General features: G+C 61.2%; 1 protein-coding gene. It reads left to right on the top strand.

Going from position 1 to position 867, the window contains the following annotated elements:
* Window positions 1-753: CRISPR system precrRNA processing endoribonuclease RAMP protein Cas6 (cas6, locus tag NW837_RS14560; protein WP_414332290.1), on the top strand; the 753-nt coding region annotated here is incomplete at its 5' end.
* Window positions 754-867 lie beyond the last annotated feature (114 nt).

Below are 867 nucleotides of genomic sequence, written 5' to 3'. Positions count from 1 at the left end.
CTACAGATCCTGGGATGGCAGATCTCGATCCCCCCGCGCACCTATCGTCAACTGTTGGAGCAGCCTCTTTCCCCCCGCTCCTGGAGCCTTTCCTTCGTCTCGCCCACCAGCTTTCGCCACCGGGGCCACCATCTGCCGCTGCCGATCCCTCGCAACCTGTTCCACAGCTATTTGCGCCGTTGGAACGATTTTTCCGGCCTGCCCATCGAGGTAGAACCTTTTCTGGATTGGGTGGATGGGGAAGTGGTCATCCAGCGGCACCGGCTGGAATCGGTCAAAACCACCGCCGGCCGCCAGGGATCCGTGACGGGATTCATCGGCTGTGTGCAGTTGGCTGTCTCCTCCCGTGCGCCTGAGCTGTTGCAGCAGCAGCTCCAAGCCCTGATCCACCTTGCCCCCTACTGCGGCACCGGCCACAAAACCCCCTTTGGGCTAGGGCAAACCCGCCTGGGTTGGTTGGCCGAAGAGCTACCCGCCTCCCCTGTCCCTTCCCGGGAAGAGCAGGTGGCCCAGCGGATCGAGGAGCTGAGCGCCCTCTTTCTCAGCCAGCGGCAACGACAAGGGGGATCCCGCGCCGAAAAAACTGCCCAACTGTGGGCGACGATCCTGGCCCGCCGCGAAGGTGGAGAGAGCTTACAACAGATCGCCGCTGATTTGGAGATGCCCTACGAGACGGTGAAGACCTATGCCAAGCTGGCCCGCCGCTCTCTCCAGTCTGGATCCCAGGACTACTCGTCGAGCAGTCTTCCCTAGATGACTTGAGGTACTTTGTTGAGCCTGATACATTCACGCTGGACTCTCCTGAACATGGTTCAGGAAAGAAGCGATCGCATCCTGCCTATCTCTGTTCGCGTCAGCGGGACGGAG

The organism is Synechococcus sp. R6-10 (genome assembly GCF_047461815.1).
Taxonomy (GTDB): Bacteria; Cyanobacteriota; Cyanobacteriia; order Thermostichales; family Thermostichaceae; genus Thermostichus.
This window is presented reverse-complemented; position numbering and strand designations above follow the sequence as displayed.